At 57.7% G+C, this 25,651-nt stretch carries 21 protein-coding genes and 7 pseudogenes; 19 read left to right on the top strand and 9 right to left on the bottom strand.

Annotated elements, in window-relative coordinates; genetic code table 11:
- Positions 1 to 70 precede the first annotated feature (70 nt).
- Both WLO32_RS02455 and WLO32_RS02450 read left to right on the top strand, forming a co-directional pair.
- Positions 71 to 1,573, top strand: a complete 1,503-nt coding sequence (locus WLO32_RS02455; RefSeq protein ID WP_435947057.1) for a helicase HerA-like C-terminal domain-containing protein — start codon at positions 71 to 73, stop codon at positions 1,571 to 1,573.
- 419 nt (positions 1,574 to 1,992) lie between these two features.
- Positions 1,993 to 4,012: pseudogene (locus tag WLO32_RS02450) on the top strand (FAD-dependent oxidoreductase).
- Here WLO32_RS02450 and rlmG read toward each other — a convergent pair.
- Positions 4,009 to 5,145, bottom strand: a complete 1,137-nt coding sequence (gene rlmG / locus WLO32_RS02445; RefSeq protein ID WP_435947056.1) for a 23S rRNA (guanine(1835)-N(2))-methyltransferase RlmG — start codon at positions 5,143 to 5,145, stop codon at positions 4,009 to 4,011. The pseudogene WLO32_RS02450 and the gene rlmG overlap by 4 nt on opposite strands.
- Before the next feature lie 83 nt (positions 5,146 to 5,228).
- Here rlmG and WLO32_RS02440 point away from each other — a divergent pair, with 83 nt between their 5' ends.
- The 4 genes and pseudogenes from WLO32_RS02440 to sstT all read left to right on the top strand — a co-directional run bounded on the left by WLO32_RS02440 (position 5,229) and on the right by sstT (position 9,580).
- Positions 5,229 to 5,729, top strand: a complete 501-nt coding sequence (locus tag WLO32_RS02440) for a M48 metallopeptidase family protein (protein WP_435947055.1) — start codon at positions 5,229 to 5,231, stop codon at positions 5,727 to 5,729.
- A gap of 85 nt (positions 5,730 to 5,814) precedes the next feature.
- A complete protein-coding gene (locus WLO32_RS02435; RefSeq protein WP_435947054.1) occupies positions 5,815 to 6,813 on the top strand; it encodes a Gfo/Idh/MocA family protein in 999 nt (332 codons plus the stop codon).
- A 256-nt stretch (positions 6,814 to 7,069) separates the two neighbouring features.
- Positions 7,070 to 8,039, top strand: a pseudogene (locus WLO32_RS02430) (TerC family protein).
- 295 nt (positions 8,040 to 8,334) lie between these two features.
- Positions 8,335 to 9,580 (top strand): annotated as a pseudogene (gene sstT / locus WLO32_RS02425) (serine/threonine transporter SstT).
- Here sstT and WLO32_RS02420 read toward each other — a convergent pair.
- From WLO32_RS02420 to uxaC, 3 genes and pseudogenes are all read right to left on the bottom strand, one after another.
- Positions 9,577 to 10,155: a YgjV family protein gene (locus WLO32_RS02420; RefSeq protein ID WP_435947053.1), complete on the bottom strand. Its 579-nt coding sequence runs from the start codon at positions 10,153 to 10,155 to the stop codon at positions 9,577 to 9,579. The pseudogene sstT and the gene WLO32_RS02420 sit on opposite strands and share 4 nt — an antisense overlap.
- Before the next feature lie 79 nt (positions 10,156 to 10,234).
- Positions 10,235 to 11,722, bottom strand: coding sequence for a UxaA family hydrolase (locus WLO32_RS02415; RefSeq protein ID WP_435947052.1), 1,488 nt, complete (start codon positions 11,720 to 11,722; stop codon positions 10,235 to 10,237).
- Positions 11,723 to 11,739: 17 nt separating this feature from the next.
- A pseudogene (gene uxaC, locus WLO32_RS02410) lies at positions 11,740 to 13,150 on the bottom strand (glucuronate isomerase).
- A gap of 484 nt (positions 13,151 to 13,634) precedes the next feature.
- On the opposite strand from uxaC, the gene WLO32_RS02405 reads away from it, so the two are divergent.
- The 11 genes and pseudogenes from WLO32_RS02405 to WLO32_RS02355 all read left to right on the top strand — a co-directional run bounded on the left by WLO32_RS02405 (position 13,635) and on the right by WLO32_RS02355 (position 20,974).
- Positions 13,635 to 14,936, top strand: coding sequence for an MFS transporter (locus tag WLO32_RS02405; RefSeq protein ID WP_435947051.1), 1,302 nt, complete (start codon positions 13,635 to 13,637; stop codon positions 14,934 to 14,936).
- A gap of 132 nt (positions 14,937 to 15,068) precedes the next feature.
- On the top strand, positions 15,069 to 15,845 hold the full coding sequence (gene exuR, locus WLO32_RS02400; protein WP_121266354.1) for a transcriptional regulator ExuR: 777 nt from the start codon (positions 15,069 to 15,071) through the stop codon (positions 15,843 to 15,845).
- A 334-nt stretch (positions 15,846 to 16,179) separates the two neighbouring features.
- On the top strand, positions 16,180 to 16,842 hold the full coding sequence (yqjA, locus tag WLO32_RS02395) for a DedA family general envelope maintenance protein YqjA (protein WP_121266356.1): 663 nt from the start codon (positions 16,180 to 16,182) through the stop codon (positions 16,840 to 16,842).
- A 10-nt stretch (positions 16,843 to 16,852) separates the two neighbouring features.
- Positions 16,853 to 17,230 (top strand): EnvZ/OmpR regulon moderator MzrA, encoded by a 378-nt coding sequence (gene mzrA, locus WLO32_RS02390; RefSeq protein ID WP_435947050.1) that lies wholly within the window; start codon positions 16,853 to 16,855, stop codon positions 17,228 to 17,230.
- A 171-nt stretch (positions 17,231 to 17,401) separates the two neighbouring features.
- Positions 17,402 to 17,771: pseudogene (locus WLO32_RS02385) on the top strand (DUF1090 domain-containing protein).
- Positions 17,772 to 17,807: 36 nt separating this feature from the next.
- The gene (locus WLO32_RS02380; protein ID WP_435947049.1) at positions 17,808 to 18,113 is read left to right on the top strand and encodes a DUF883 family protein; all 306 of its coding nucleotides are present in this window, start codon (positions 17,808 to 17,810) and stop codon (positions 18,111 to 18,113) included.
- Between the two features lie 2 nt (positions 18,114 to 18,115).
- The gene (locus WLO32_RS02375) at positions 18,116 to 18,514 is read left to right on the top strand and encodes a phage holin family protein (protein ID WP_435947048.1); all 399 of its coding nucleotides are present in this window, start codon (positions 18,116 to 18,118) and stop codon (positions 18,512 to 18,514) included.
- Positions 18,511 to 18,801, top strand: a complete 291-nt coding sequence (locus WLO32_RS02370; RefSeq protein WP_435947047.1) for a YqjK-like family protein — start codon at positions 18,511 to 18,513, stop codon at positions 18,799 to 18,801. The genes WLO32_RS02375 and WLO32_RS02370 overlap by 4 nt, the downstream gene beginning before the upstream one ends.
- 211 nt (positions 18,802 to 19,012) lie before the next feature.
- Positions 19,013 to 19,405 carry a DoxX family protein gene (locus WLO32_RS02365; protein ID WP_121266368.1) on the top strand — a complete coding sequence of 131 codons (393 nt, stop codon included), beginning with the start codon at positions 19,013 to 19,015 and terminating at the stop codon, positions 19,403 to 19,405.
- Between the two features lie 86 nt (positions 19,406 to 19,491).
- Positions 19,492 to 20,485, top strand: a pseudogene (locus WLO32_RS02360) (glutathione S-transferase family protein).
- 105 nt (positions 20,486 to 20,590) lie between these two features.
- Positions 20,591 to 20,974, top strand: coding sequence for a DUF805 domain-containing protein (locus WLO32_RS02355; protein WP_435947046.1), 384 nt, complete (start codon positions 20,591 to 20,593; stop codon positions 20,972 to 20,974).
- Positions 20,975 to 21,029: 55 nt separating this feature from the next.
- Here the strand turns inward: WLO32_RS02355 and yhaJ are convergent, their stop codons facing one another.
- Positions 21,030 to 21,920 carry a DNA-binding transcriptional regulator YhaJ gene (gene yhaJ / locus WLO32_RS02350; protein ID WP_435947045.1) on the bottom strand — a complete coding sequence of 297 codons (891 nt, stop codon included), beginning with the start codon at positions 21,918 to 21,920 and terminating at the stop codon, positions 21,030 to 21,032.
- A gap of 106 nt (positions 21,921 to 22,026) precedes the next feature.
- Here yhaJ and WLO32_RS02345 point away from each other — a divergent pair.
- Positions 22,027 to 22,729: pseudogene (locus WLO32_RS02345) on the top strand (pirin family protein).
- Positions 22,730 to 22,764: 35 nt separating this feature from the next.
- Positions 22,765 to 22,941 carry a hypothetical protein gene (locus WLO32_RS02340; protein ID WP_435947044.1) on the top strand — a complete coding sequence of 59 codons (177 nt, stop codon included), beginning with the start codon at positions 22,765 to 22,767 and terminating at the stop codon, positions 22,939 to 22,941.
- Positions 22,942 to 23,011: 70 nt separating this feature from the next.
- Here the strand turns inward: WLO32_RS02340 and murA are convergent, their stop codons facing one another.
- The 4 genes from murA to mlaC all read right to left on the bottom strand — a co-directional run bounded on the left by murA (position 23,012) and on the right by mlaC (position 25,643).
- Positions 23,012 to 24,280, bottom strand: coding sequence for a UDP-N-acetylglucosamine 1-carboxyvinyltransferase (gene murA / locus WLO32_RS02335; protein WP_435947043.1), 1,269 nt, complete (start codon positions 24,278 to 24,280; stop codon positions 23,012 to 23,014).
- A gap of 54 nt (positions 24,281 to 24,334) precedes the next feature.
- Complete coding sequence (gene ibaG, locus WLO32_RS02330) at positions 24,335 to 24,589, bottom strand: BolA family iron metabolism protein IbaG (protein WP_121266380.1); 255 nt, start codon at positions 24,587 to 24,589, stop codon at positions 24,335 to 24,337.
- Positions 24,590 to 24,711: 122 nt separating this feature from the next.
- Positions 24,712 to 25,014, bottom strand: a complete 303-nt coding sequence (gene mlaB, locus WLO32_RS02325; RefSeq protein ID WP_435947042.1) for a lipid asymmetry maintenance protein MlaB — start codon at positions 25,012 to 25,014, stop codon at positions 24,712 to 24,714.
- On the bottom strand, positions 25,014 to 25,643 hold the full coding sequence (gene mlaC, locus WLO32_RS02320) for a phospholipid-binding protein MlaC (RefSeq protein WP_435947041.1): 630 nt from the start codon (positions 25,641 to 25,643) through the stop codon (positions 25,014 to 25,016). Before mlaC ends, mlaB begins: the two co-directional genes overlap by 1 nt.
- Between the last annotated feature and the right edge of the window lie 8 nt (positions 25,644 to 25,651).

Here is a 25,651-nt window from a genome sequence, read left to right as displayed (position 1 = left end):
ATGGGAATATGCCGATGACGATATTTATGCGATTGCTATGCTTATGGAAAATTACCTCAGGGAAACGATCATGACCGCGCCGCTGCTAATAGCCAGAACTATCGACAAACAACTGCATTTACTGCCCGCGATGGCGAACCGCCACGGGCTGATTACCGGCGCGACGGGCACCGGTAAAACGGTCACGCTGCAAAAGCTTGCCGAATCCTTCTCGGAAATCGGCGTGCCGGTGTTTATGGCCGATGTGAAAGGCGACTTAACCGGCGTGGCTGAAGAAGGCGCGGCGTCGGAAAAGCTGCTGGCAAGGCTTGCCAACATCGGCGTTACGGACTGGTCGCCGCACGGCAATCCGGTGGTGCTGTGGGACATTTTCGGCGAGAAGGGCCATCCGCTGCGGGCCACCGTCTCGGACCTCGGGCCGCTGCTGCTTTCCCGGCTGCTGAACCTTAACGAGGTACAGTCCGGCGTGCTGCAAATCATCTTCCGCATTGCCGACGACCAGGGGCTGCTGCTGCTTGATTTTAAAGACCTGCGCGCCGCCACGCAGTACATCGGCGATAACGCCAAGTCGTTCCAGAACCAGTACGGCAATATCAGCAGCGCCTCCGTCGGCGCCATTCAGCGCGGGCTGCTGCAGCTTGAACAGCAGGGCGCGGAATACTTCTTCGGCGAGCCGATGCTGGATATCAAAGACTGGATGCGCACCGCCAAAGACGGCAAGGGCGTCATCAATATCCTCTCGGCGGAAAAGCTCTACCAGATGCCGAAGCTGTATGCCGCAAGCCTGCTGTGGATGCTCTCGGAGGTCTACGAGCAGCTGCCGGAAGCGGGCGATATGGAGAAACCAAAGCTGGTGTTCTTCTTCGACGAGGCGCACCTGCTGTTTAATGACGCCCCGCAGGTGCTGCTGGATAAAATCGAACAGGTGATCCGCCTTATCCGCTCCAAAGGCGTTGGGGTGTATTTTGTTTCCCAGAACCCGTCGGATATTCCGGATACCGTGCTCGGGCAGCTGGGCAACCGCGTTCAGCACGCGCTGCGCGCCTTTACGCCAAAAGATCAGAAGGCGGTAAAAACGGCGGCGCAAACCATGCGCGCCAATCCGGCATTTGATACCGAAAAAGCGATCCAGGAGCTCGGCACCGGCGAGGCGCTGGTCTCTTTCCTGGACGAGAAGGGCAGCCCGACGGTCGTTGAGCGCGTCATGGTGATTGCGCCCTGCTCGCGCATGGGGCCGGTGACGATTGACGAGCGCAACGGCCTGCTGAACCATTCGCCGCTGTACGGCAAATACGATGAGGCGGTGGACCGCGAATCCGCTTATGAAAGGCTGCAGCAGGGCGTGCAGGCGGCGGGCGAAAAGCAGAACGCGCCGCCGGCGAAAGGCGACGCGGTAGCCGTGGACGGCGGTATTCTCGGCGGGCTGAAAGATATTCTGTTCGGCACTACCGGGCCAAGAGGCGGCAAGAAGGACGGCGTGGTGCAGACCATGGCGAAGAGCGCGGCGCGGCAGGTCACCAATCAGATTATCCGCGGCGTGTTGGGCAGCATTATGGGCGGCCGCAGGCGCTGATTATCCCCTTCTGACATTTGTTGCAGGGCGGATAAGCGTAGCGCCATCCGCCAATGCCCACCGCAGCCCTGTAGGGCGGATAAGCGTAGCGCCATCCGTCAATGCCTACCGCAGTCCTGTAGGGTGGATAAGCGTAGCGCCATCCGCCAATGCCCACCGTAGCCCTGCAGGGTGGATAAGCGCAGCGCCATCCGCCAATGCTCACCGCAGCCCTGTAGGGCGGATAAGCGCAGCGCCATCCGCCATCTGCGCACCGAGAGCACGCTTATCCGCCCTGCGTTTCTCTCCCCTCCCTCCCGCAGCAGCGTTCTTTGAATCCCGTCACAATCGCTCGATCTCTTTTACCCATTCTTTGCGGATGTGGCTAAATTGTTAACTCATCCGACCACATAATAATAATGACGCTGCAGGAAGAGAATATGAGCTATCCGTCGCTGTTCGCCCCGCTTGATCTTGGCTTTACCACGCTGAAAAACCGCGTGCTGATGGGCTCGATGCACACCGGTCTTGAAGAACATCCCGACGGCGCCGAACGGCTGGCGGCGTTCTATGCCGAACGCGCCCGCCACGGCGTGGCGCTGATTGTCACCGGCGGCGTTGCCCCCTCGCCTTCGGGCGTGGGCGTGGAAAGCGGCGCGGTGCTAAACGATGAAAGCCAGCTTGCCCACCACCAGGTGGTTACCGAGGCGGTACATCGCGAAGGCGGTAAAATCGCCCTGCAGATCCTGCATACCGGCCGTTACAGCTATCAGCCCAACCCGGTGGCGCCTTCCGCCATTCAGGCGCCCATCAACCGTTTCAAACCCCACGCCTTAACCCACGGCGAAATCCTGGCGCTGATTGAGGATTTTGCCCGCTGCGCAGAGCTTGCAAAACAGGCCGGGTACGACGGCGTTGAGGTTATGGGTTCGGAAGGGTATCTGATTAACCAGTTTTTAGCCGCGCGCACCAACCAGCGCGACGACGAATGGGGCGGCGATTATCCGCGCCGCATGCGTTTTGCCCTGGAGGTGGTGCGCGCCGTGCGGGAAAAAGTCGGGCCGGACTTCATCATTATTTATCGCCTTTCGATGCTCGACCTGGTCGACGGCGGCGGCACTTTCGACGAAGCCGTCCAGCTTGCCAAAGCCGTTGAAGCGGCTGGCGCCACGCTGATTAACACGGGCATCGGCTGGCACGAGGCGCGCATCCCCACTATCGCCACGCCCGTTCCCCGCGGCGCCTTCAGCTGGGTGACGCGTAAACTTAAGGGCCTGGTCTCGATCCCGCTGGTCACCACCAACCGCATCAACGATCCAAAAACCGCCGAGGAGATCCTGGCTAACGGCGATGCGGATATGGTGTCGATGGCACGGCCTTTTCTTGCCGACGCGGAGCTGGTGTCGAAGGCGCAGCAGGGGCGTGAAGATGAGATCAACACCTGTATCGGCTGTAACCAGGCCTGCCTCGACCAGATTTTTGTCGGCAAAGTGACTTCATGCCTGGTGAACCCGCGCGCCTGCCACGAAACCAAAATGCCGGTTGTGCCTGCCAGCAGCAGAAAAAATCTGGCGGTCGTCGGCGCGGGGCCCGGCAGGCCTTGCGTTTGCGGTAAATGCCGCGGGCCGCGGGCACAAGGTCACGCTGTTCGACGCGGCGGCGGAAATCGGCGGGCAGTTTAATATCGCCAAACAGATCCCCGGCAAGGAAGAGTTCTACGAGACGCTGCGTTACTACCGCCGCATGCTGCGGCTGACGGACGTGGATATCCGCCTGAATCAATATGTCACCGCGCCGATGCTTAAGGATTTCGACGAGGTGATTCTCGCCTGCGGCATCGAGCCGCGCATGCCGCTTATCGACGGCATTATGCACCCCAAAGTGCTGAGCTATATCGACGTGCTGCGCGACAAAGCGCCGGTCGGCGAGCGCGTGGCGATTATCGGCGCGGGCGGCATCGGCTTCGATACGGCGATGTACCTCAGCCAGCAGGGCGAATCCACCAGCCAGAATATCGCCGAGTTTTGTGTGGAATGGGGAATCGACACCAGCCTGCGGCACGCGGGCGGCCTGCGCCCGGAAGGCGTGCATCTGGCGAAAAGCCCGCGTCAAATCGTGATGCTGCAGCGTAAAAGCAGCAAGCCAGGCGAAGGCCTGGGCAAAACCACCGGCTGGATCCACCGCACCACGCTGCTGGCGCGGGGCGTGAAGATGCTGGCGGGCGTAAGCTACGAGCGCATTGATGACGAAGGGCTGCACATCACGGTGAGCGGCGAACCGCAAACGCTAGCGGTGGATAACGTGATTATCTGCGCGGGACAGGATCCGCGCCGGGAACTGGCGGAGCCGCTGCGCGAGCTGGGGAAAACGCTGCATCTGATTGGCGGGGCGGACGTGGCGATGGAGCTGGATGCCCGGCGCGCTATCGCGCAGGGCACCCGTTTAGCGCTGGAAATTTAGCGGCGACGGCCAAGCTTCACGGCTTTCAGCACCACGAATTTGGTGTTGGAAGCAATGGTTTCGCAGTTGCCGAAGATCTTCTTCAGCTTGCGGAAGTAGTCCAGGTGGCGGTTGGCCACGATATACAGCGCGCCGTTGTTAACAAGGCAGCGCCGCGCGTGGTGGAACATCTCCCAGGCGACCTGATCGGTCAGCGCGTGCTGCTGGTGGAACGGCGGGTTGCACAAAATGGTGTCGAAGCGGTAAGGCTCCACGCCGGACAGCGCGTTGTTAATCATAAACTCGCAGCGGTCCAGATTTTCCGGCATGTTGATTTCCACGTTCAGGCGGCTTGACGCCACCGCCATCGGCGATTCATCAACGAACACCACCTTCGCCTCCGGGTTTTGCTCCAGCAGGTGCAGACCCACCACGCCGTTGCCGCAGCCCAGGTCCACAATCTCCCCTTCCAGGCCGGTCGGCAGATTCTCGATAAAGAAGCGTGCGCCAATATCCAGCCCCGTGCGGGAGAAGACGTTCGCGTGGTTATGGATGGTCCACGGCGTGCCGGCCAGCTTCCAGCTCAAGGTTTCCGGCGCGTCTTTGAGCTCCGGATTCGTAAAGGTGCCGTTGATCAGGCGCGCTTTTTTCCAGGCCAGCGTGGTGGTAGTCGGCCCGAGGATTTTCTCGAACAGCTCCAGCGTGGAGTTATGGATGTCGCGGGCTTTGGCTCCGGCAAGGATCCGCGTTTCAGGCGTCACCACTTTACGCAGGGCGCGAAGCTGCTGCTCCAGCAGGGCCAGCGTTTTTGGGATCTTGATAAGCACGGTGCCCGGCGCCTGCGGATACGGCGCGGTGCTGTCCAGAAACGTCACGCTGGATTCAACGATGTCGTTGTTGCTGAGGTTCTGGCGGGTGGCCAGCTCGCTCAGATACGAATCGCTGATGCTGTACGGCTTATGCCCGGCGAGCACGGTTGCCAGCGCGCCGAAGGTGTCGTTAAAAATCAGGACCGGGCCGCTGATTTCGGTGTCGTCCAGCTGTTGCAGCAGATATTCATCCGCCGCTTCCCACGCCTGCAGCGGGTTGACGTCGTCCGTTTCCGGGAAACGTTTTAAAGTCAGTGAACGGAAACCGTTGTCTGATTGGCTCATCGGCCCTCCTGGATGGTAAAATTTCGGCGTTATCCCCGAATGGGGGCGTGAGTATACCCTTTTTCCTTCCCAAGAGCGTGCGAATGAGCGAACTGACTTACTTAAACGGCTATCCCGAGCATTTGCTCTCCCAGGTTCGCACGCTGATTGCGGAGCAACGCCTCGGCGAGGTGCTGCAAAAACGCTATCCGGACGGCCATAGCATCGCCACCGACAAAGCGCTTTACGCCTATACGCAGGATCTGAAAAACCAGTACCTGCGCAACGCGCCGCCCATAAACAAAGTAGCCTACGACAGTAAAATCCACGTGCTGAATAACGCTCTGGGGCTGCACACGGCCATTTCCCGCGTGCAGGGCGGCAGGCTCAAGGCGAAAGCGGAGATCCGCGTGGCGACGGTTTTTAAATCCGCGCCGGAAGCCTTTTTGCGAATGATAGTGGTGCATGAGCTGGCGCACCTGAAAGAGAAAGACCACAACAAGGCGTTTTACTCGCTGTGCTGCCATATGGAGCCGCAGTATCACCAGTTCGAGTTCGATACGCGCCTGTGGCTGACGCAGCTGGCGTTGCAAGGTTCCGCATAAAACGCCGGCGGAGGGCGCCGGCGCTTATCCACCGGCGTAACTTATGATAAAAACATACCGATAAACCTCTTACCTGGACCCATCTATGATTCGATTTGCCGTTGTTGGAACTAACTGGATCACCCGTCAGTTTGTGGATGCCGCCCACGAAAGCGGCCACTATAAGCTCACCGCCGTTTACTCCCGCACCCTTGAGCAGGCGCAGACCTTCGCTAGCGATTACCCGGTTGAGCACCTGTTTACCGATCTCGAAGCGATGGCAAAGAGCGATGCGATTGACGCGGTTTATATCGCCAGCCCGAACGCCCTGCACGCTCCGCAAAGCCTGCTGTTCTTAAGCCATAAAAAGCACGTGATTTGCGAAAAGCCGCTCGCCTCTAATCTTCGCGAAGTCGAAGCCGCCATCGCCTGCGCGCGGGAAAATAACGTGGTGCTGTTCGAGGCCTTTAAAACCGCAAGCCTGCCGAACTTTATCGCTCTGCGGCAGGCGCTGCCGAAAGTGGGCAAGATCCGCAAGGTGCTGCTCAATTACTGCCAGTATTCCTCACGCTATCAGCGTTATCTGGACGGCGAGAACCCCAACACTTTTAATCCGGCCTGGTCCAACGGCTCGATTATGGATATCGGCTTCTATACGCTGGCCTCGGCCGTCGCGCTGTGGGGCCAGCCGCATGCCGTGCACGCCACGGCGAGCCTGCTGGAAAGCGGCGTGGATGCCCACGGTTCGGTGCAGATGAACTACGGCGATTTCGACGTCAACCTGCTGCACTCGAAGGTGAGCGATTCGGTTATCCCAAGCGAGATTCAGGGCGAAGCGGGTTCGCTGGTTATCGAAAAAATCTCCGAATGCCAGCGCATTACCTTTGTGCCGCGCGGCGGCAAGCCGCAGGATCTGTCACTGCCGCAGCATATCAACACCATGCTGTACGAAGCCGAAACCTTTGCCCGCCTGGTGGCGGACAACGAGGTCAATCATCCGGGCCTTGAGACATCGCGCATCACTTCCGCGTTAGCCACGGAAATTCGTGCCCAGACCGGCGTGAAATTCCCCGCGGACGAGATGCCCGCCTCCCTCACGGCGTAAAGCTGTGTAAGGCCGGGCGGCATATATTGACGGCGTTTATATCTCGTAATATTTTGTTACCTGCAAAGGGGAGTAACTTCATTGCCGGTTAATCGTCATTACGGTGCGCAAGCACCCGGTTGCCGGGCAACGCGAAGGGTTTTCACAACCGTTCCGCGCTGTAAGTGAGACCTTGCCGGAAGGCGAGATCCCTGTTGCAAGCGAAAGCGGCTGGCGTCTTCCGACGTTGGCCGTTTTTGTTTTGAAGGAAACTCTTATGAATAGTGTTGGCACGCCGTTACTGTGGGGCGGTTTTGCCGTCGTCGTCATCATCATGCTGGCAGTCGACCTCCTGCTTCAGGGCCGCAAAGGCTCGCATACCATGTCCATGAAGCAGGGCCGCCGCCTGGTCCATGGTGTGGGTGACGCTTTCGCTGCTGTTTAACGCCGCCTTTTGGTGGTATCTCACCGGGACCGCCGACCGCGAAGTGGCGGATACCCAGGCTCTCGCCTTCCTCACCGGCTACCTGATTGAAAAAGCGCTGGCGGTGGATAACGTCTTCGTCTGGCTGATGCTGTTCAGCTACTTCTCCGTTCCCGCCGCTTTGCAGCGCCGCGTGCTGGTCTACGGCGTCCTGGGCGCAATCGTGCTGCGTACGGTGATGATCTTCGCCGGCAGCTGGCTGATTACCCAATTTGAGTGGCTGCTTTATGTATTCGGCGCCTTCCTGCTGTTCACCGGCGTCAAGATGGCGCTGGCGAAGGAAGACGAAGGCGGCATCGGCGATAAGCCGCTGGTGCGCTGGCTGCGCGGCCACCTGCGCATGACGGACAAGATCGAAGGCGAGCATTTCTTCGTGCGCAAAAACGGCCTGCTGTTCGCCACGCCGCTGCTGCTGGTGCTGATTCTGGTTGAGCTGAGCGACGTGATTTTCGCGGTCGACAGCATCCCGGCTATCTTCGCGGTGACCACCGACCCGTTTATCGTGCTGACCTCTAACCTGTTCGCCATCCTCGGCCTGCGCGCCATGTACTTCCTGCTGGCGGGCGTGGCGGAGCGCTTCTCCATGCTGAAGTACGGCCTGTCGGTTATCCTGGTGTTTATCGGCGTGAAGATGCTGATTGTCGACTTCTGGCATATCCCGATTGCCATTTCGCTGGGCGTGGTGGGCGGCATTCTGGCGCTGACGCTGGTGATTAACGCCGTGGTGAACGCGCGTAACGATCGGAAGAAGCTGGCTAAATAAGTAAATCGGGTGGCGCAAGCGTCACCCGATCTGCATTTCCTTAGGGCGGATGAGCGCAAGCGCCATCCGCCGAAACGAAGCGAAACCCTTCCCCGGCATTTGTCGACAATGTCACAAACTTGTTAATCAACAGTTATAAAACCTGGATACCGGCTAAATATTTAGTCATTAACGCTTCCTGACCCGCCGCTTTTCCTTATACTCGACCGTGCAAACACATTTTCTTACATCCGCTCACAGAAGTGCCACAGAGTACCGATGCGGAATAAGACGACACATTACAGGAAGGTATTAAATGGCTACACAATCCCCGGGATTAATTAAGCGCCTCACGCAGGGCAGCCTGGTCAAACAGATTCTTATTGGCCTGGTGCTCGGCGTTGCGCTGGCGCTGGTTTCAAAACCTGCCGCCATCGCCACGGGCCTGCTGGGCACGCTGTTCGTCGGCGCCCTGAAGGCCGTAGCGCCGGTGCTGGTACTGATGCTGGTGATGGCGTCTATCGCCAACCATCAGCACGGGCAAAAAACCAGTATCCGCCCTATTTTATTCCTTTATCTGCTGGGGACTTTCTCCGCCGCGCTCACCGCCGTCGTCGTCAGCTTTATCTTCCCTTCCACTTTGCATCTCACGACCGGCGCAACGGATATTACGCCGCCTTCGGGCATCGTTGAGGTGATGCGCGACCTGCTGATGAGCATGGTTGCCAATCCGATAAACGCGCTTTTAAACGCTAACTATATCGGCATTCTGGTGTGGGCCGTAGGTCTGGGCTTCGCCCTGCGTCACGGCAAAGAAACCACCAAAAACCTGATCAACGACGTTTCCGACGCGGTGACCTTTATCGTTAAGGTGGTGATCCGCTTTGCGCCGATCGGTATTTTCGGCCTGGTCGCCTCAACGCTTGCCACCACCGGCTTCTCAACGCTGTGGAGCTATGCGCAGCTGCTGCTGGTGCTTGTCGGCTGTATGCTGGGCGTGGCGCTTATCGTTAACCCGCTGCTGGTTTGGTACAAAATCCGCCGCAACCCGTATCCGCTGGTGTTTACCTGCCTGCGTGAAAGCGGCGTGACCGCGTTCTTCACCCGCAGCTCCGCCGCCAATATCCCGGTGAATATGGCGCTGAGCGAGAAGCTGAATCTGGATCGTGATACCTACTCGGTCTCTATTCCGCTGGGCGCCACCATCAACATGGCCGGGGCGGCGATTACTATTACCGTACTGACGCTGGCCGCGGTAAATACGCTGGGCATACCTGTCGACCTGCCGACGGCGCTGCTGCTGAGCGTCGTGGCTTCGCTGTGCGCCTGCGGGGCCTCTGGCGTGGCGGGCGGTTCGCTGCTGCTGATCCCGCTGGCCCTGCGGCATGTTCGGCATCCCTAACGAGATTGCCATGCAGGTGGTAGCGGTGGGCTTTATTATCGGCGTGCTGCAGGATTCCTGCGAAACGGCGCTCAACTCCTCAACCGACGTGCTGTTCACCGCCGCGGCATGCCAGGCGGAAGACGCGCGCCTGGCGAATAACAATCTTTTACGCGGCTAGCCGCCCTTCTCCCCGTCGGCAACGGCGGGGAGCTGTTCCTGAGACTGCGCTTTCCTCTCCACGCTAAACGGGTCAATCCCTCGTTTTTGCATGCGCCAGAAACGGATGATATTCAGGCCGTTCATCACCAGAAAGCTGCCTTCAATTAACGTCCCGCCTATCGATCCCAGCCAGAAGTTATGCGTCACCCAGCAGGCGGTGGAGCACCACATCACGCAGCGCGTGGTCAGGCCTTTGCTGCGAAACAGCGCCCAGGTGCTGGCCACCGTGCCGACAATAGGCAGCAGCTCCACCAGATGATTAAATCTCGCCAGCCCCAGGCCAAGCGTAAGCAGGATAAAAGTCGTCATCACCCACAGGCTGCGGGTGCGCAAAGAGATAACGGTGCGGATGGCGTTAAGTTCGGCGCTGATGCCCGCCGGACCTGCGCCCATCAGAAAGAAGTGAAGGCCGATAATGGCGCTGTAGCCCGCCAGCTGCAGCTTAAAACGTTTCTCATCGCGGTTAATGAACGTAGTGATCCCGACCATAAAGGCGAGAACGCCTACCCCCTGAGCAATCCAGTACGCGCTCATGACAGCTCCTTGCCCGCCTCAGGCCCCGCCACCCAAACACCGGCGGGCGGCGCGTTGCCTGCCCGCCCGACAAGACGGCTTACAGCGTTACGCCGCTTTTGAAGATGGCGAGCTCGCGGAAGTCGTTGCGTTCGTTACAGGTTTTTTTGCCGTTGGCGATTTCGACGATGGTGTCGATAAAGCGGTTTAGCAGCGACGGCATGTCGCTGCCGTGCAGCAGCTGCCCGGCGTCAAAATCAATCCAGTGGGGCTTTTTCGCCGCCAGCTCGCTGTTGGTGGCGATTTTTACCGTCGGCACAAAACCGCCGTACGGCGTGCCGCGCCCGGTGCTGAACAGCACCATATGACAGCCTGCCCCGGCCAGCGCGCTGGTGGCTACCGCATCGTTACCCGGCGCGCTTAGCAGGTTCAGCCCCGGCGTTTTCAGCCGCTCGCCATAGCGCAGCACGTCCACCACTTCGCTTTCCCCGGCTTTTTGCGTACAGCCAAGCGACTTTTCTTCAAGCGTGGTGATGCCGCCGGCTTTGTTGCCCGGCGAGGGGTTTTCGTAAATCGGCTGATTGTGCGCGATAAAGTACTGTTTGAAGTCGTTCACCATGGTGACGGTTTTTTCAAACGTCGCTTCGTCGCGGCAGTGGCTCATCAGGATGCGTTCCGCGCCGAACATTTCCGGGACTTCGGTCAGCACCGTGGTGCCGCCGTTAGCCACCATGTAGTCGGAGAAACGCCCAAGCATCGGGTTGGCGGTAATGCCGGACAGGCCGTCCGAACCGCCGCACTCAAGGCCGAACTTCAGCTCGCTGAGCCTGCCCGGCTCGCGTTTATCGTGGCGCATGGCCTCGTAAAGCTGCTGCAGCTGTTCCAGCCCCGCCTCCACCTCATCGTCCTGCTGCTGGCAGATCATAAAGCGCACGCGCTGCGGGTCGTATTCGCCCAAGGTTTCACGGAAGGCGTCGACCTGGTTGTTCTCACAGCCCAGGCCGATAACCAGCACCGCCCCCGCGTTCGGGTGATGCACCATATTTTGCAGCATGGTGCGGGTGTTGATATGGTCCTCGCCCAGCTGCGAGCAGCCAAACGGGTGGCTGAACAGAAAGACGCCGTCGATATCTTCCGCGTCATTATTCTGCTTCAGGAAACGGTTCTGGATCTGCCGCGCTATGCCGTTTACGCAGCCCACGGTCGGCAGGATCCACAGTTCGTTACGCACGCCGACCCTGCCGCCGCCGCGGCGATAAACGTTCACGTCACGATCCGCAGCCTGCTCTGCCAGCGCCTGAAAAGCAGGTTGATAGCGATACTCGTCCAAATCGCTCAGGTTGGTACGCGCATTGTGCGAGTGAATATGCTCGCCCGGTTCAATTGCCGCCAGAGCATGACCAATCGGCAGGCCGTACTTGATGACGTTTTCGCCCTGCGCAATGGCGCACAGCGCGAATTTATGGCCGCGCGAGACCGGCTGGCGCAGCGTAATTTCTGCGTCTTCGACGGTAACGGCTTCGCCTTCTGCCAGGTCCACTAACGCGACGGCGACGTTGTCCTGCGAATGGATCTTGATGTATTGCATATCAACCTCGAAGCCGGTTAGTTCAGTTCAATGCCGAAGTAGTCGCGGGCATTGTTAAAGCAGATGTTTTTCACCATTTCACCCAGCAGATTCATATCCGCCGGCGCTTCGCCCGCGGCCACCCAGCGGCCAATCATCTGGCACAGGATGCGGCGGAAATATTCATGGCGGGTATAGGACAGGAAGCTGCGGCTGTCGGTAAGCATGCCGACGAAACGGCTCAGCAGGCCCCAGCTGCGCAAGCTGCGTCATCTGGCGTTCCATACCGTCTTTCTGATCGTTAAACCACCAGCCGGAGCCAAACTGCATTTTCCCCGGCATCCCTTCGCCCTGGAAGTTGCCGACCATGGTGCCAATCACTTCGTTATCGCGCGGGTTCAGGCAGTAAAGAATGGTTTTTGGCAGCTCGTCGTTCTCATTTTGCTTGCTGAGCAGGCGGGAGAGCTCAACGGCTAAAGGACGGTCGTTGATCGAGTCGAAGCCTACGTCCGCGCCCAGCAGCTTAAACTGGCGCAGGTTGTTATTGCGCAGCGCGCCGATGTGATACTGCTGCACCCAGCCGCGGCGGCTGTATTCCGCCCCCAGCCAGACCAGCACGGCGGTTTTAAACTGCGCCACTTCCTGCTCGCTTAGCTCATTGCCCGCAAGGCGGCTCGCCAGGATGCCGTCAAGGGTGGCCTCATCCGCTTCCGCGAACAGCACGATATCCAGCGCGTGGTCCGACACCTTGCAGCCATGCTCGGCGAAGTGGTCGAGACGTTTGCTCAGCGCGGCCTGCAGGTCGCTGAAACGACGGATGTCGGTATCTGAGACCTCGGCCAGCTTGCCCATGTAATCGGCAAAGGTGGGCTGTTCGATATTGAAGGCTTTATCCGGACGCCAGCTTGGCAACACCTTGATGTCAAAGCCATCTTCCGCCAGCTGGCGGTGATAGCGCAGGTCGTCGACCGGGTCGTCGGTGGTGCCGACCATTTTCACGTTCATCTGTTTCATGATGCCGCGGGCGGTGAAATCGTCCTGCGCCAGCAGCTCGCTGCACCGGTTCCAGATTTCGTCAGCCGTCGTCGGAGAAAGGAGCTTGCCGGTAATGCCGAACGGGCGGCGCAGCTCGAGGTGCGTCCAGTGATAGAGCGGGTTGCCGATGGTATGCGGCACGGTCGCAGCCCAGGCATCGAACTTTTCACGGTCGCTTGCGTCGCCGGTACACAGGCGCTCCGCCACGCCGTTGGTGCGCATCGCGCGCCACTTGTAGTGATCGCCTTTTAACCAGATGTCATACAGGTTTTTAAAACGGTAATTTTCCGCTACCTGCTGCGGCGGCAGATGGCAGTGATAGTCGAAAATGGGCTGATCTTTCGCGTATTCGTGAAACAGACGACGGGCGAATTCGGTATCAAGAAGAAAATCTTCAGTCATAAACTGGTTCATATCCTTGCTTCCTCTGTACGTATCGGTTCGATGCTTGCGCATAATGATGACAAAGTTATCACACCAATTTACGCAGACCGAATGGATTTTTGGGGTATCCATCACAAAAACCACACAATTATTGGCAATATTTCAGCCTGAAAAGGCCGCAGACCCGCGCCATTACTGGCCCTGAAGCCCCTACCGTCCTGGTTCGCGCCGAAAAATGCTTTTGTGATGTCACTCAACTTTTAAAGATGTATGACAAGTTATCTTGCACCCGTCGCAATATCTCTGATGACGGATAGCTTCACACGCTGGCATGACAATCAGCGCACAGCGGTACGGACGCCGGTTTGCCAGCAGCACTTTTCTGTATGGCAAGGTACGGGTCTTATCGGGCAACGCCCCGGCATGCACCCCAGAACATAACTAACGCTCAGGCAAAGCCTGACGCCTGCGGCCCTGTTTACAGGGCCGTTTATAAGATGGGATGAGGTTAGAAATGCGAAAGATTAAAGGCTTACGCTGGTACATGATTGCGTTAGTAACGTTGGGCACCGTGCTGGGCTATCTTACCCGTAACACCGTGGCGGCGGCCGCGCCAACGCTGATGCAGGAACTGCACATCTCCACTCAGCAATACTCTTATATTATCGCGGCCTACTCGGCCTGCTACACCATCATGCAGCCTGTCGCAGGCTACGTGCTTGATATTCTGGGGACTAAAATCGGCTACGCGTTCTTCGCTATCGCCTGGGCCGTTTTCTGCGGCGCCACGGCGCTGGCGGGAAGCTGGGGCGGACTGGCGGTTGCGCGCGGCGCGGTCGGCGCCGCCGAAGCCGCGATGATCCCTGCCGGCCTGAAGGCCAGCAGCGAGTGGTTCCCGGCAAAAGAGCGTTCCATTGCGGTAGGCTATTTCAACGTCGGCTCTTCTATTGGCGCGATGGTTGCCCCGCCGCTGGTGGTGTGGGCGATTCTGATGCACAGCTGGCAGATGGCCTTCGTGATTTCCGGCGTGCTGAGCTTCGCCTGGGCGATGGCGTGGCTGTTCTTCTATAAGCACCCGCGCGATCAGAAGAAGCTCACCGAAGAAGAACGCGAATACATCATCGGCGGCCAGGAGGCCCATCACCAGGTCAACAACAGCAAAAAACTGTCCGCCTGGCAGATTGTGCAAAACCGCCAGTTCTGGGGCATCGCCCTGCCGCGCTTCCTCGCGGAGCCGGCCTGGGGTACGTTCAACGCCTGGATCCCGCTGTTTATGTTTAAAGTCTACGGCTTTGACTTAAAACACATTGCGATGTTCGCCTGGATGCCGATGCTGTTTGCCGACCTCGGCTGTATCCTCGGCGGCTATCTGCCTCCGCTGTTCCAGCGCTGGTTCGGCGTCAACCTGATCGTTTCCCGTAAGATGGTGGTGACCATGGGCGCGGTGCTGATGATTGGTCCGGGCACCATCGGCCTGTTCACCAGCCCTTACGCGGCGATCGCGCTGCTGTGCGTCGGCGGCTTCGCTCACCAGGCCCTTTCCGGCGCGCTGATTACGCTCTCTTCAGACGTGTTCGGCCGTAACGAAGTCGCGACCGCTAACGGCCTGACCGGGATGGCGGCGTGGACGGCGAGCACCCTGTTTGCGCTGGTTGTCGGCGCGCTGGCTGACACCCTCGGCTTCAGCCCGCTGTTCGCAGCCCTGGCGGTGTTCGACCTGCTTGGCGCGGTCGTTATCTGGACCGTGCTGAAGAACCAGCCGATTAGCGAGCTGAAGAAAACGCCGAATACCGGCCCTGCTGTCACCCAGCCTTAGCCGCTTTCGCGCTTCACCAGGCCGCCTTCAGGGCGGCTTTTTTCATTTTTACCCTGCCGCGCGTTCTGGAGCAAAGTTGAGAAAAGTGGTATAACAAATCAGGTCACCCCCGCCGCATCTCCCGGAGCACTTATGGAAGTCATGGAACCTCGTCGCCTTTATCAACAGCTGGCCGCTGAGCTAAAACATCGCATTGAAAACGGCGTATACCAGGTGGGCGAAAAGCTTCCGGCGGAGCGCTTTATCGCCGAAGAGAAGAACGTCAGCCGCACCGTGGTGCGCGAAGCGATTATCATGCTCGAAGTGGAAGGCTACGTGGAGGTGCGCAAAGGCTCGGGCATTCACGTCATCTCCAGCCAGGCGAAATACACCACCCTTCCGGATGAACGCTTTGAATTTGCGACCTTTGGGCCGTTTGAGCTTTTGCAGGCGCGCCAGCTTATCGAGAGCAATATCGCCGAGTTCGCCGCCACCCAGGTGACCAAGCAAGATATTGTGAAACTCATGGAAATCCAAGAAATGGCGCGCAACGAGAAAAGTTTCCGCGATTCAGAGTGGGATCTTCACTTCCATACCCAGGTAGCGCTGGCCACCCAGAACAGCGCGCTGGCGGCGATTGTTGAAAAAATGTGGAGCCAGCGTATCCACAACCCTTACTGGCAAAAGCTGCATGAGCATATCGATATGCGCACGGTGGACAACTGGTGCGACGATCACGATAACATTCTTAAGGCGTTGATCCGAAAAGACCCGAACGCGGCGAAACTCGCCATGTGGCAGCACCTGGAAAATACCAAACAGATGCTGTTTAATGCCACCAGCGACGATTTCGAATTCAACGCCGACCGCTACCTGTTTGCCGAAAATCCGGTGGTTCATTTAGATACGGCGGCAAACGGTCAAAAATAGCAATCTCCTCGCGCGAGGGTAAGCAAACCAACAATAGTGTCAGCGTTTGTAAATACCCTCGCCAGCCTCCCGCGCAGTAAGCAAAATCAATCGTCAACAAAGCATAAATACTATGACGCACTCCGCGCGGCTTTGTTACAATTAGACTTAATTTCACCGTCGGTGAGGGCTCATTTATCCTCCACCAGGCTCTATCGCATTCACAAGGAAGGGTGGCGATACGCTTTCATCAGGCTGTGGGTAAGGACGGCTTAATAAAAAATTCTAACAGTGCCGTTACACTTCTCGACCCGTTTTAAACCGGCGACCTTAATCGATGTGCCAGGAACACTGAATGGAACTTTTGACGCAACTGCTTAACGCTCTGTGGAGCCAGGATTTTGAAACACTCGCCAGGCCAGGGATGATCGGCATGCTTTATTTTGTCTTGTTTATGATTCTCTTTTTAGAAAATGGATTGCTTCCTGCCGCCTTCCTGCCCGGCGACAGCCTGCTGGTGCTGGTCGGGGTGCTGATTGCCAAAGGCGCGATGGGTTTTCCGGAAACGATAATTTTACTGACCGCCGCCGCAAGCCTGGGCTGCTGGCTTAGCTATATTCAGGGGCGCTGGCTTGGCAACACGCGCATCGTGCAAAACTGGCTTTCGCACCTTCCTGCCCATTATCACCAGCGCGCGCACAATCTTTTCCATAAGCACGGCCTGTCCGCGCTGCTGGTCGGCAGATTTATCGCTTTTGTTCGCACCCTGCTGCCAACTATTGCCGGTTTGTCGGGTCTGAATAATGCTCGCTTCCAGTTTTTTAACTGGATGAGCGGTTTGCTGTGGGTATTAATTCTCACCACCCTGGGATATTTACTCGGCAAAACGCCGGTATTTTTGAAGTATGAAGATGCCTTGATGTCCTGCCTGATGCTGCTGCCCGTCGTGCTGCTGGTGTTTGGCCTGATCGGTTCGTTAATTGTGCTTTGGCGTAAAAAATACGGTAACCGCGGCTAGGGGAATAACAATGAAAATAACATTTACGCGTCGCCTGCAGGCGGCGGCGCTGTTCGCCTGTCTTGCCGCAGGCGCATGGCTTGCGTGGTCCGGCATGCAAAGTAACGGTTCCACCCTGCAAATCCGCGCCACTCAGCAAGGCATCATCATGCCTGACGGCTTTTTCGTCTGGCATCACCTGGACGCCAACGGCATCCGTTTTAACAGCATCACGCCGGCAAACGACTCGTTATTAATCAAGTTTGATTCCAGCGCCCAGAGCGAAGCCGCCAAGGCGGTGCTTTATAAAACGCTTCCCCACGGCTACGTTATCGCCCAGCAGGATGACGATAACAGCGCCAGCGCCTGGCTGTCCCGCCTGCGCACCCACGGCGATCGCATCGGTTAATCCCCCTCCAGAATTCTTAATTTGTTAACGGAAATTGGGTTTTTACCCAATTTCTGACTATGCTTGAATTTGCATTAAGCGCCAGAAATCAGCGTCTTTAATCGGCATTACTGGACTATGGGTGTCAGGCTTCGCGGCTATTACACGCATTCACAATGGAAGGTCACTATCATGAATTACCGTACCGTACTGGCTATTGCTCTGCTGTCATCAGCTTTTGCCTCGCAGGCTGCTTCGCTATGCGGCGAAAAAGAGGCGGATATACAGCGTGAAATCGGCTATGCGGAAAAGCACCACAACCAGAACCGTATCGACGGTCTGAACAAAGCCCTTAAAGAGCTGCGCGCTAACTGTAGCGACAGCGGCCCTGCGCGCCGAACATCAAAAGAAAGTCACCAGACAAAAAGAAGAGGTCGCCGAACGGAAAGCGGACCTTCAGGAAGCGCGCCAGAAAGGCAACGCGGAAAAAATCACCAAGCGGGAAAAAAAGTTATCTGAAGCAGAACACGAGCTGAAAACATTAGAAGCGCGTGATTACTAAAGCCTAAGGATTATCCTCAAACACCTGGAGAGAACTATGTCAAAAGATACTACATCAGAACATTTGCGCGCTGAGTTGAAATCCCTGGCAGATACCCTTGAAGAGGTGCTGAGCGCATCGACGGGCAAGTCGAAAAGCGAGCTGGAAAAACTGCGCGGCAAGGCGGAAAAAGCGCTGAAAGAGAGCCGCTCCCGCCTGGGCGAAACCAGCGACGCTATTGTGAAGCAAACGCGCGAAACCGCGGAGAAAGCGGAAGACTATGTGCGTGAAAACCCATGGACCGGCGTAGGTATCGGTGCGGCGATTGGCGTCGTGCTGGGCGTTCTGCTGACGCGTCGTTGATTATGGCTGATTCCCGTCAAACTCAGGGGCCGGGTAAAGGGGTCCTAGGTATCGGTCAGCGTCTGGTCACCATCATCGTCGGCATGGTGGAAACCCGGGTGCGTCTCGCGGTGGTTGAGCTGGAAGAAGAGAAGGCGCATATCGTCCAGCTGCTGCTTATGCTTGGCTTAACCATGCTGTTTGCCGCTTTCGGGCTGATGAGCCTGATGGTGCTGGTTATCTGGGCGGTAGATCCGCAGTATCGCCTTAACGCGATGATTGCCACAACGGTCGTGTTGCTGGCGCTGGCGCTGATCGGCGGCCTGTGGACCCTGCATAAATCCCGCAAATCCACCCTGCTGCGCCATACGCGCCGCGAGCTGGAAAACGACCGCGAGCTGCTGGAGGAGGATAAGTCATGAGCGACCGCGAGCGCGACAAGCGAAAAGCGCTTTTACTGAGCCGTATCCAGCAGCAAAGGCTGGATCTGAGCGCGGGAAAGCGTGACTGGCTGGAAGCGACAGGGGCTTATGACCGCGGCTGGCATACGCTGTTAAGCCTGCGCAGCTATGCGCTGGTTGCAAGCAGCGTGATGGCTATCTGGACCGTTCGCCATCCCAGCTTCTTCATGCGCTGGGCCAAACGCGGATTCGGCGCCTGGAGCGCCTGGCGGCTTCTGCGCAATACGCTGGCGCAGCAGACGCGCTAAACAAGATGCCGTCCTCTGGGGCGGCATTTTTTTGCCCTGTAAACCTCACTCAATATATTTGATGTACTTTGACAGTTTTCCTTGCTAACAATCCATAGCCGTCACGTCTATTATCCCCTCCAACGACAGCAAACGCCGGTAAATACCGGAAATTGCACAGACATTAACCCACGGGTTCATAACGCCCACACAAAGTTCGTTGGAGAATAAAATGAAAAAATTAGATGATGCTGGCGTTCTGTTAGCGCGTATCCTGATGCCGGTGCTGTTTATCGTGGCGGGCTGGGGCAAAATTACCGGCTACGCCGGCACCCAGCAATACATGGAAGCCATGGGCGTTCCGGGGTTCCTGCTGCCGCTGACCATTCTGCTGGAGTTCGGCGGCGGCCTGGCGATTCTGTTTGGTTTCCTGACCCGGACTACCGCCATCATTACCGCGGTGTTCACCCTGCTGACGGCTTTCCTGTTCCACTCGGATTTCGCCCAGGGTCCAAACTCCATCATGTTTATGAAGAACTTCACCATCGCGGGCGGCTACCTGCTGCTGGCAATCTTCGGGCCGGGCGCCTACAGCATCGACCGCCTGCTGAATAAAAAGTGGTAAGGGTTCTATACTGAATAACAATCAAACGAAGGCTACGCCTTCGTTTTTTTTATGATGGTTTGCGCACTCAATGAAAGGAGAGAAGCATGGGACAGCTAATCGACGGCGTCTGGCACGATACCTGGTATGACACCAAATCCACCGGCGGGCGCTTTAAACGTTCTGAATCCGCCTTTCGTAACTGGCTGACCGCCAATGGCGAAGCGGGGGCCGACCGGCAAAGGCGGATTTGCCGCCGAAAAAGATCGCTACCATCTGTATGTTTCTCTCGCCTGCCCCTGGGCGCACCGCACTTTGATTATGCGCGCGCTAAAAGGGCTGGAAGCTTTTATCCCCGTCTCCGTGGTTAGCCCGCTGATGCTGCAGGACGGCTGGACGTTCGACGATGGTTTCCCGGACGCCACCGGCGACGGGCTTTACCAGCATGAGTACCTCTACCAGCTTTATCTGCAGGCCGATCCTGAATATACCGGGCGCGTGACCGTTCCCGTGCTGTGGGATAAGAAAACACAGACCATCGTCAGCAATGAATCTGCGGATATCATCCGCATGTTTAATACGGCTTTCGATGCGCAGGGCGCGCGTGCCGGCGATTATTACCCGCCGGAGCTGCGCGAGCAGATTGATGAGCTGAACGGCTGGATTTATGACACGGTAAATAACGGCGTGTATAAGACCGGTTTCGCCACCACGCAGGAAGCCTACGACGAAGCCGTCGAGAAAGTGTTTGCGTCGCTGTCGCGCCTGGAGCACATCCTCGATAAGCATCGCTACCTCACCGGCAACCGCCTGACGGAAGCGGATATCCGGCTGTGGACGACGCTTGTGCGCTTCGATCCGGTTTACGTTACGCACTTCAAGTGCGATAAGCACCGGATTAGCGATTACCCGAACCTGTACGCCTTCCTGCGTGATATCTACCAGCTGCCGGGCGTTGCTGAAACCGTCAGCCTGCCGCATATCCGCAACCACTATTATCGCAGCCACAAAAACATCAACCCGACCGGCATTATTTCCATCGGTCCGACGCAGGATCTGGATGAGCCGCACGGCCGCGACGTTCGGTTTAGCAGGGGTTGATAATATTCAGCGCAACGTTAATTTACCTCTGTGCCATTCGCGGCTATTCTTGATAGAGATCGCTTAGAGATCAACTGATTGAAGAAGACTCAAGGCAGGCCGCATATGGATTGGTATATCAAGGTATTAAGAAACTACGTGGGATTTGGCGGACGTGCTCGCCGTAAAGAGTACTGGATGTTTATTCTCGTCAACCTGGTGTTGACCGGCGTGTTGAGCATTCTGGATAAGATGTCGGGGCTGCGAATTGCCGAAGACGAAGGCGCGCTGACCACCATTTACGGCGTGCTTATTTTCCTGCCGTACTGGGCCGTTCAGTTCCGCCGCCTGCACGATACCGATCGTTCCGCCTGGTGGCTGTTGCTGCTGCTTATCCCTGTTATAGGCTGGCTGATTATCCTGGCGTTTAACTGCCAGGACGGTACGCCGGGCATGAACAAGTTTGGGGCAGACCCAAAAATGCTGGACGCAACGTTAGTCAGCGAATAGCTCCTCTCTCGCTTTGGCCCTCTCGCCGCAAGGACGAGGGGGCTTATCGCGCCTTTTACTTCAAAAGCTTCGGGATCTCCCGCAGGCACCAGGCTTTCGCCTCACCCATGCTGTCGCGTCGCCATGCCATGATGATATCAATTTCATTGGTGTACTCCGGGCTTACCACGCGCAGCCGTCCTTCGGCGATGTCCTGCTCCACCAGCGGATAAGGCATGGTCGCCACGCCCAGCCCGGCCAGCAGGGCCTGCCGTTTGTCTTCGATAGTGCTCACCGTCAGGCGCGGCTGCTTATCCAGCAGCTGCACCGTCAATACCGGGCGCTCGCGTGCGGTGTCCGCCACCGCAATGCCGCGATACTTCACGCGGGTTACCTCTGACAGCGGCTCCGGTTCGCTGTGAATGGGATGGTCGGGCGCGGCGACGTAGACATTCATCACCGTGTAAAGCCTGCGTGAGTTAATTTCTGAGGATGAGCGAAAATGCATGTCCGGCGCGATAACGATATCCGCTCTGCCCTGTTCAAGGCGTTCCCATGCCCCGGCCAGCACTTCGGTGATAAGAGAAAGCTGGGTGTCGGCCTTATCCGCCAGCTTATCAATCAGCGGGAACAGGCGGGCCGTGGGCACCAGCGCTTCGGTGACGATGGTGAGATGGGTTTCCCAGCCGCGGGCCAGCGCCTCGGCGTCGGTAGTCAGCTTGTCTGCCGCCTCCAGCAGCACGCGTCCCCGCTCAAGCAGCATGCGCCCTACGTTGGTGAATTTTGTGCGATGCCCTGAACGGTCGAACAGCACCACATCCAGTTCTTCTTCTAATTTTTGCATGGTGTAGCTCAGCGCCGAAGGCACCCGCCCCAGCTCGTCCGCCGCGGCGGCAAAGCTGCCGCGGCGGTCGATTGCGTCCATCACCCTTAACGCCTCAAGCGTCAATGCTTTATCTTTAGCCATCTCGTTCTCATTCAGGAAATTTGAACATACCGAGCAGATTAACTGGCTAACAATGCATCGTCCAGACCTTTACCATGGGTTGAGTGTAAAAAGAGGTCAGGACATTATGATTACGCCAAGAACTGCCAAACAATGCGGGAAAGCGGACTACGGGTGGCTGCAGGCGCGCTATACGTTTTCCTTTGGACACTATTTCGACCCGAAATTGCTGGGCTATGCCTCTTTGCGCGTACTTAACCAGGAAGTGCTGGCCCCCCGGCGCGTCTTTCCAGCCGCGAACCTATCCGAAAGTCGATATTCTGAACCTGATTCTGGAAGGCGAAGCAGAGTACCGCGACAGCGAAGGCAACCACGTTCAGGCCAAAGCCGGCGAAGCGTTGCTGCTGGCTACCCAGCCGGGCATCAGCTACAGCGAGCATAACCTCAGCAAGGAAAAGTCGCTGACGCGCATGCAGCTCTGGCTGGACGCCTGTCCCGAGCGGGAAAACGCGCCGGTGCAAAAAATTGCCATTGCCGACGTAGCCCGGCAGCTCATCGCCTCGCCGGACGGCAGTAAAGAGAGCCTGCAGCTGCGCCAGCAGGTCTGGATCCACCATATTGAGCTGGAAAAAGGCGAGCAGCTTAGCTTCCAGCTGCACGGGCCGCGCGCCTATCTGCAGTCCATTCACGGCACGGTGCATGCGCTCACCCCTACGGAAGAAAAAGAAGGGCTGACCTGCGGCGACGGCGCGTTTATCCGTGACGAGGCTAACATTACGCTGGTCGCCGATACCCCGCTGCGTGCATTGCTGATAGATTTACCTGTATAACGAAGGGATGACGCTGTGAAAACCGGGAGTAATCAATGAGTAAGAAGTCGACTACCAGGAAAAACGGCAAAAAAGTAGTGCGATCCGCAGCCCCGGCGGCGGCGACGGCAAGCGCCGAAGCTGAACTGAGCTATGACGAGATGCTAAGCGAGCTGGAAGCCATCGTCAGCGAAGCGGATGTACGCCTGGCGGAAGAGGAAGCCGTTCTCTGACGGGTTAAGAAAGGCGCTGAATATGAGCAAAAAAAACCGGGGCTAGCCCCGGTTTTTTGTTTCAGGAAGCTTATTCGCCGCCGCTGCCCTTAACGCGTTCAATGTTGGCGCCCAGCGCCTGAAGCTTGTCTTCAATACGCTCGTAGCCGCGATCGATATGGTAGATACGGTCGACGATGGTGGTGCCCTGCGCAATACAACCCGCCAGCACCAGGCTTGCGGATGCGCGTAAATCGGTGGCCATAACCTGTGCGCCGGAGAGTTTTTCAACCCCGTGGCAGATAACCGTGTTGCTTTCGATTTCAGCGTGCGCGCCCATGCGAATCAGCTCCGGCACGTGCATGAAGCGGTTTTCGAAGATGGTTTCGGTGATGACGCCGGTGCCTTCGGCAACGAGGTTCAGCAGCGTGAACTGGGCCTGCATGTCGGTCGGGAAGCCCGGATGCGGCGCGGTGCGTACGGTAACGCCTTTCGGACGCTTGCCGTGCATATCAAGGCTAATCCAGTCCGCGCCCACTTCGATGTCGGCGCCCGCTTCGCGCAGCTTCGCCAGCACCGCGTCCAGCGTATCCGGCTGCGCGTTGCGGCAGACGATTTTACCCCGGGAGATAGCCGCCGCCACCAGGAAGGTCCCGGTTTCGATACGGTCCGGCAGCACGCGGTAAACGCCGCCGCCCAGGCGCTTAACGCCTTCAATGGTGATGCGATCGCTGCCTGCGCCGCTGATTTTCGCGCCCAGCGTGTTGAGGAAGTTCGCCGTATCGACGATTTCCGGCTCGCGCGCCGCGTTTTCAATGACGGTGGTGCCTTCCGCAAGGGTGGCCGCGCTCATGATGGTCACGGTGGCGCCAACGCTCACTTTGTCCATCACGATGTGCGCGCCTTTCAGGCGGCCGTTGACGGAGGCTTTAACGTAGCCTTCTTCCAGCTTGATTTCAGCGCCCAGCTGTTCAAGACCGGTAATGTGCAGGTCAACCGGACGAGCGCCGATGGCGCAGCCGCCCGGCAGGGAAACCTGGCCCTGACCAAAACGAGCCACCAGCGGGCCCAGCGCCCAGATAGAGGCGCGCATGGTTTTCACCAGATCGTAAGGCGCGCAGAAGATGTTTACCTCGCTGGCGTCGATATACACGGAGCCATTGCGCTCAACTTTGGTTCCCAGCTGGCCGAGCAGCTTCATCGTAGTGTCGATGTCTTTCAGCTTGGGAACGTTTTGGATCTCAACCGGCTCTTCAGCTAACAGGGCGGCAAAAAGGATCGGCAGCGCGGCGTTTTTTGCCCCTGAGATCGTCACTTCACCGCTTAGCTGGGTCGGACCCTGCACACGAAATTTATCCATTACAACAGCTCTCTTTTAAATTCAAATCGTTACAACCCGCCTGCGGCAGGCTGCTCAAAAACCGTTTAGCTTGCGATCGCGATCCCACTCCTGCGGGGTATAGGTCTTGATCGACACGGCGTGAATGCGGTTATCGGCGATAAATTCCATCAGCGGCGCATAGACCGTCTGCTGCTTCTTCACGCGGCTTAACTCGCCGAATAGCTCACCCACCGCAATCACTTGAAAGTGGCTACCGTCGCCGGAAACGTGGACTTCCTGGAGGGGCAGTGCGTTCATCAGCACTGTCTGAATTTCATGATTTTCCATGGGATATATATTCGTCGGTTAATGAATTAGCCACACATCTTAGAGGAAAGTGGCGTCGGCTTAAATAAGCAAAAAGCCCCCGATCGCAACGGATCGAGGGCATGAACAGTAACGCTATGAAATTACTGGCTTGCAAAGGCGGGCAGCAGGCCGTCGGGCAGGTTATAAAGTTTGACCAGCGTTTGCAGTTTGTCGCTCGCGCCCTGCATTACCACCTCGCTGCCCTGCTTTCTGACGAAAGCGACCAGATGGATAAGCAGCGCGAGACCGGCGGTGTCCACGCGCGTCAAACCTGAAAGCTCGAAGGTCTGAACGCCGCTCATGGCCTCGGCACGCGCCTGCCAGAGAGGCCCGACGGTATCGCCGTCCAGCTCGCCGGCAAGGATCAGCGTGCCGCCTTCACGTTTCCAGCTCAGCTGCTCCATTACTTTTTGTTGTCCAGGGTAATCGGCTGCTGCGAGATGGACTTCAGCTGCGCGGTCAGGCCGTCGATCCCTTTGGTGCGCAGAATGTCGCTCCATTCATTTTGCTTGGTGGTGATCATGCTGACGCCTTCGGCGATCATATCGTAAGCCTGCCAGTTGCCGGTCTGGCTGTTTTTACGCCACTGGAAATCCAGGCGCACCGGCGGACGGCCGTTTGGATCGACAATGGTGACGCGGATGGCGATGATATCGGCATTACCCAGCGGCTGCTCCGGGGCAATCTGATAGGTCTGGCCGTTATACATCGCCAGCGCCTGGCCGTAGGCCTGTTTCAGATACTCTTCGAAGGCCTTGAAGTACGCCTCGCGCTGAGCAGGCGTCGCTTCTTTGTAATAGCGGCCCAGAACCAGCGCGCCGGCGTATTTTATCTGCACGTACGGCAGCAATTCCTGGCCTACGATATCGCGCAGGTAGTTCGGGTTCTGGCGGATTTTAGGCTGTTCGTTCTTCAGGCGGTCGAAGGTTTTCTGCGCCGCCTCGCCCATCTGCTTGTAAGGGTTACTCTGGTCCGCCGCCATCGCCAGCGGCGCAATCACCAGCATGGCGATCATCACAAGACGTTTAAACATAAATAATA

Origin of the sequence: Dryocola mayonis, assembly GCF_051307045.1 — a bacterium.
Taxonomy (GTDB): Bacteria; Pseudomonadota; Gammaproteobacteria; order Enterobacterales; family Enterobacteriaceae; genus Dryocola.
The sequence above is the reverse complement of the archived record's forward strand: the minus strand, read 5'-3'. Positions and strand labels throughout refer to the sequence as shown.

Coding starts and splice junctions, on each gene's coding strand:
- WLO32_RS02370 (WP_435947047.1), top strand. CDS start 18,511: ATGAGCGACCGCGAGCGCGACAAGCGAAAAGCGCTTTTACTGAGCCGT.
- WLO32_RS02415 (WP_435947052.1), bottom strand. CDS start 11,722: ATGCAATACATCAAGATCCATTCGCAGGACAACGTCGCCGTCGCGTTA.
- WLO32_RS02380 (WP_435947049.1), top strand. CDS start 17,808: ATGTCAAAAGATACTACATCAGAACATTTGCGCGCTGAGTTGAAATCC.
- WLO32_RS02375 (WP_435947048.1), top strand. CDS start 18,116: ATGGCTGATTCCCGTCAAACTCAGGGGCCGGGTAAAGGGGTCCTAGGT.
- mzrA (WP_435947050.1), top strand. CDS start 16,853: ATGAAAATAACATTTACGCGTCGCCTGCAGGCGGCGGCGCTGTTCGCC.
- exuR (WP_121266354.1), top strand. CDS start 15,069: ATGGAAGTCATGGAACCTCGTCGCCTTTATCAACAGCTGGCCGCTGAG.
- WLO32_RS02420 (WP_435947053.1), bottom strand. CDS start 10,155: ATGAGCGCGTACTGGATTGCTCAGGGGGTAGGCGTTCTCGCCTTTATG.
- yqjA (WP_121266356.1), top strand. CDS start 16,180: ATGGAACTTTTGACGCAACTGCTTAACGCTCTGTGGAGCCAGGATTTT.
- WLO32_RS02355 (WP_435947046.1), top strand. CDS start 20,591: ATGGATTGGTATATCAAGGTATTAAGAAACTACGTGGGATTTGGCGGA.
- WLO32_RS02455 (WP_435947057.1), top strand. CDS start 71: ATGACCGCGCCGCTGCTAATAGCCAGAACTATCGACAAACAACTGCAT.
- yhaJ (WP_435947045.1), bottom strand. CDS start 21,920: ATGGCTAAAGATAAAGCATTGACGCTTGAGGCGTTAAGGGTGATGGAC.
- rlmG (WP_435947056.1), bottom strand. CDS start 5,145: ATGAGCCAATCAGACAACGGTTTCCGTTCACTGACTTTAAAACGTTTC.
- mlaB (WP_435947042.1), bottom strand. CDS start 25,014: ATGGAGCAGCTGAGCTGGAAACGTGAAGGCGGCACGCTGATCCTTGCC.
- WLO32_RS02405 (WP_435947051.1), top strand. CDS start 13,635: ATGCGAAAGATTAAAGGCTTACGCTGGTACATGATTGCGTTAGTAACG.
- WLO32_RS02440 (WP_435947055.1), top strand. CDS start 5,229: ATGAGCGAACTGACTTACTTAAACGGCTATCCCGAGCATTTGCTCTCC.
- WLO32_RS02365 (WP_121266368.1), top strand. CDS start 19,013: ATGAAAAAATTAGATGATGCTGGCGTTCTGTTAGCGCGTATCCTGATG.
- murA (WP_435947043.1), bottom strand. CDS start 24,280: ATGGATAAATTTCGTGTGCAGGGTCCGACCCAGCTAAGCGGTGAAGTG.
- WLO32_RS02340 (WP_435947044.1), top strand. CDS start 22,765: ATGAGTAAGAAGTCGACTACCAGGAAAAACGGCAAAAAAGTAGTGCGA.
- WLO32_RS02435 (WP_435947054.1), top strand. CDS start 5,815: ATGATTCGATTTGCCGTTGTTGGAACTAACTGGATCACCCGTCAGTTT.
- mlaC (WP_435947041.1), bottom strand. CDS start 25,643: ATGTTTAAACGTCTTGTGATGATCGCCATGCTGGTGATTGCGCCGCTG.
- ibaG (WP_121266380.1), bottom strand. CDS start 24,589: ATGGAAAATCATGAAATTCAGACAGTGCTGATGAACGCACTGCCCCTC.